Source organism: Intestinibacter sp. (assembly GCF_051866655.1).
GTDB lineage: Bacteria > Bacillota > Clostridia > Peptostreptococcales > Peptostreptococcaceae > Intestinibacter.
Genome location: NZ_JBJDXL010000249.1, coordinates 1 through 4353 on the forward strand (window position 1 = coordinate 1; position 4353 = coordinate 4353).

Sequence of the window (4353 nt, forward strand, 5' to 3'; positions counted from 1 at the left end):
AGAGGATGCCATAAACCGTTTTAAAGGATTTTTAACTAATGACCCAACAGACGCCAGTGTATTCATAACTGCAGAGATGTACAGAGCTCTTAGATAGAGAGAAGGAAACTGGAACGATGTAGATGAATCGTGCTATAATCTTTTAGAAAACTATGATAAAATATATTAGCTAAGTAATACTAGAGAGTAGGCTTTGCGTAAGATGTGTAATGATCTTAACATATCGTATAGCAAACTTGTAAAATTAGCTAAAAAATATAATGAAGCTCTGCTGTACACAGATCCTCAAGAAAGACAAAAAGTTATAGATGAGTACAAAGGATTTATATATTCTGCTACAGATCAGCTACAGGCTACATCTTTAAAGTATGTTTACTACGGAGAACCGGCAAATCGTGCAGATAAACTATATGTTCCTACTTATGATAAAATGTCTCTTAGCCCAATATTTAAGATTTTTGCAGAAGGACACGAAATGATCCAATTATATGACTTTATGAAACAAAATAAAGTGGATATGGTCAAAATAAACTCTGCAGTAAAATCTGGAGGAGTTCCTAGTTTTGAATTGTTCGACAAACATGGCAAATTTGACACAAAAGCAATGTAGGCTTCTGTAATATAGCAATAGTATTTTGAACTAATAGGTAAACAGTTAAATACAGACGCTCATGAAATGCATAGTACTGCGCTTCTAACTTAGTTTATGAAGATAGCTATGATGAACATTCAAGACGGAGACGTTTATAACGTTAATGGAACGTAGGTCAAAGGGTCTGTTATGAAGTAGGTGTATAATAAAATATTAAATCATTTTACTACCAAAGGACTTAACAGATTTAGAGAAGAATTTGGTATAGAAGAAAACGGGATAAATAAAGTCAAGCTGATGAGGAAGTTACAGAAGATGGCCCTTACTCAAGGTTTACCAGCTGACACTATAAATAGTTTCAAAGTAATTGGAGATTCTTTTGTTATACACCCTGCAGGAATACCTAACATGAGATGGATATAGTCTAGACTGCTATCAGAAATGGGTAAAAAGGTGATAGATACCCTTGCTCCAGGTTAGGCTCTGTATCAGGTAGCAAGTGCTGGATACGACAACATATTTAATATAAAATAGCATCCCGATAAGCATTTGTTAATGCCTGGAGAAAACGGATCAAAACGAATGCAGGTAAAATTATCTATTCTATTCTTTAAAGATATTATAGATTAGGCAAACAGAGAAGGTCTAAAATTAGATACATTTGATAAGCAAAGACAGTTCATATTACAGAACCAAGAGCTGTTTGCTCTATCGTATCGTGTTCCTACTCAGGGTTAGAACTCTACACTTCCCATAGAGATAGTAGACGTATTTCCGCCTTAGAGAGGAGCCATAATTAGTTTCCCTGCCGGTATAACAGCTCTTACTGGTTCTGACTTCGATATTGATAAAATGTTCTTAGCTAGACCAAATTATACCGTTAAAAATGGAAAACTATACAAAGTATAGTACAACATGGATAAAATAATAGCCTCTTCTGATATATCTAAGTTTAAAGACGAAGAATTACAAAACGCTTTACTTGATATGTATTAGGCTATACTTACTTCTAAAGAGCATTATTTAGCATCTAATACTCCTCTTGACGTTTGTACGGCTCCAGTAAAAAATTTCATAAACAAAGAAGTAAGAGCTCAAAAACAATCTGCTGGTTTCAATTTTGAAAGTATTGACGGTTACTATTCTAATCCAATATTTTAGACAGACTAGAAATTGAAGAACGCAGCTTCTGATGGCGGTATTGGTCCAATGGCATTAAACTCTGTGTTTAGATTCTTTATTCAGCAATCAGGTTTGTCAGTAAGACCTAGTGAAATTTTAAAGCAGCTGGGATTAGACAATATGGGCAGAATATATGACAATAGTGGTGAAGATATACTGGATTTAACTTCTGCGCTAATCAACGCATTTGTGGACGCTGTTAAAGATAGTTATATTGGTGACGCTAACGTAAACGATTATACTTATGATGTAACTTCTTTCTTAATTACATCTGGTTTTGGCCACGATACGTTTGCATTCTTAACCCAACCCGCTTTAGTTCAATTGGCGAATACTTATAATTTGTATAAGAATGGAAAAGTAGGAGTAACTTAGGATCAGAAAAGAGGGCAAGAGTTCTTAAATGAAGTTATGTAGAGTTGGATTAGCAAGAATGACAATAAGGTTACAACCGATTTGGCTTCTCCTGAGGAGCTTAGTAGAGAATATATGATGAAACCTTCTACTAGAAATAATCCAGAGATGTAGTTAAAATATATAAATACATTATTGTTCTTTAAAGATCTTGCTCAAGGTTATAGAGATGCTATACGTTGCGCTCAGATAGATACTAAGAAATACGGTATAAATGTAGACGAAATAATATCTTTCATACAGGCTAAACAACAGTTTACATCTGATTATAATCTTACGTTCTCAAATCCCGATGTCTTATTTGACGAAACTTTCTTAGGAGATAAGTATACAAAAGGATTAGAGCAATTGTTTACTACTTTTGAAAACGTTTTACTAGAATTTAGTCCTTTATATAAAAATACTGCTGATGAATTAAGTAAACAGTATAGTAAATATGGTAGATATAGCAAAAGGTTCTTAAAAGTCGTAGGTCCAAAAATAAAGGCAGTAATATTTTCAAAATTCTTTAACGAGTACATAGTTAATAGATTTGGAGGAAGTAAACCGTTATACTCTCTATTAATAGGAGCTAACAGCGTTCCAGAAAGGTACTCTAAAATTAAAGAAAAATGCATGATAACTGGAGAAGGCTACGCGTTATTTGAAGTTTTGAAACCGTGGTCTAGACAGAAAAATGTTCCTGGATTCTTTACTGTAGACAGAATTGTAAACGACGATGCTTTTGTAAGAAGTAATGTATAGGCAGCTATATCTGAAATGTTTAACAGCGATGATAATGAAATTAGAGAATGGATAACCGACTTTACGGCATATATGTTCTATCTTACTGGAGCCAATGATTCTAATGCCGGAGGTTTGATAAAGACCACTATTTACGATCTAATACCTCCTCAGCATTTAGCTAACATAAAAGCTGGAAATATTACATTTAATCAGTTTATAGAAGATACGTTAAGCAGTCCAAATAAGATGCTAACTCAAGGAGAAATGGACTTAGTAATGCGTTTGGTAGCTTTAACTGATGACGATGTAATAAAGAGTTATGATCCAAGATACGATAGTAAAAGTATATACGCAAGATTTATAAATACTAGCGGAAGCAATAAAGAAAGAAGCATAGTTGTGTTTAAGAAAGGATCTTATAGATTCTATAATTCTGATAGAGACCAATATGACAAATTTATAAAGGTATGGAATCCAGAACGTTCTAGATATGATATATATCAACTAGGTAATATAGCAGAATCTACTGATAAAACTGGAAAGGTATGGGCGAATCCTGTATACTTTAAGATAGATAGTCTTGGTTACAGAAATAGTAGCAGAGCTTCTTTCTCAGTTAGAACTGACGGATACGTAGATTAGGCTGGTAACATAGTTTCGTTAATGAACAATAGTAACTCTTCTAGAATTACTAACATAAATGATCTATCTGAAAAAGATAAAATTAACGTGTTACGTAGTTTAGGAAACCCAAAAGTGTATTAGTTAGACGAATATCATTCTGATAATGTGTATTCAGATATATATAATTCAGATGTAGTATTTTATGTAAATGATTCTCAAACTAATTAGAAATCAAATCAATACAGATACTACGCAGAATTCTTGGGAAAGGAATATCATATAATATCTGACATTAATGAAGATATACCTAATGTAGGCAGTAAAAAATACACTATAATAAGTCCTACTATGTCACTGTTTAGAGAAGAACCAAGTGTATTTAATAATCCGATTGTTCAAAATATAATTAATGCTAATTCTCTTGAACAGTTAGTGTACAGTTCTAATTCGCAAGTAATCACTTCAAGTAACGCTACAATTAAAGACTCTTTAATAGGAGGGCTTACTGAAGAACAACAACAGTAGGTATAGCAGTAGAAGAAGAAGCAAGATAAACAATGTAAAGGATAATTGATATGGTTTGTTTAATAGAAAGTAAACCCAAAGTAAGGGAATAGATATAGAATTTAGCGGATAAGCTGGGTACAGAATATGATATTGCCAAGATTATCCTTTAGGAAAACAATGGTTATGACTTAGACAAGGCTCCTAATGGAGCCGAGTCTAAGTTGTATAAGGACTTATTAGAAGTATTTAACGGAGATGAACAATAGGCTTTAATTGCTAAAGCTAAGACTTATTTACAACCTTTCTTT

At 33.0% G+C, this 4353-nt stretch carries 6 protein-coding genes; all 6 read left to right on the forward strand.

The features are described 5' to 3' along the window. Window positions 1–202: 202 nt before the first annotated feature. Window positions 203–610 (forward strand): hypothetical protein, encoded by a 408-nt coding sequence (locus tag ACI3VO_RS07395; RefSeq protein WP_439757290.1) that lies wholly within the window; start codon window positions 203–205, stop codon window positions 608–610. Window positions 611–889: 279 nt separating this feature from the next. Next, a complete protein-coding gene (locus ACI3VO_RS07400; RefSeq protein ID WP_439757291.1) occupies window positions 890–1015 on the forward strand; it encodes a hypothetical protein in 126 nt (41 codons plus the stop codon). Between the two features lie 879 nt (window positions 1016–1894). Next, window positions 1895–2149, forward strand: coding sequence for a hypothetical protein (locus ACI3VO_RS07405; protein ID WP_439757292.1), 255 nt, complete (start codon window positions 1895–1897; stop codon window positions 2147–2149). 174 nt (window positions 2150–2323) lie between these two features. After that, window positions 2324–2932: a hypothetical protein gene (locus ACI3VO_RS07410; protein ID WP_439757293.1), complete on the forward strand. Its 609-nt coding sequence runs from the start codon at window positions 2324–2326 to the stop codon at window positions 2930–2932. A gap of 15 nt (window positions 2933–2947) precedes the next feature. After that, entirely contained in the window at window positions 2948–3556 is a 609-nt protein-coding gene (locus ACI3VO_RS07415; RefSeq protein ID WP_439757294.1) for a hypothetical protein, read from the forward strand. Window positions 3557–3799: 243 nt separating this feature from the next. Further along, complete coding sequence (locus ACI3VO_RS07420; RefSeq protein ID WP_439757295.1) at window positions 3800–4063, forward strand: hypothetical protein; 264 nt, start codon at window positions 3800–3802, stop codon at window positions 4061–4063. The last annotated feature ends 290 nt before the right edge of the window (window positions 4064–4353 follow it).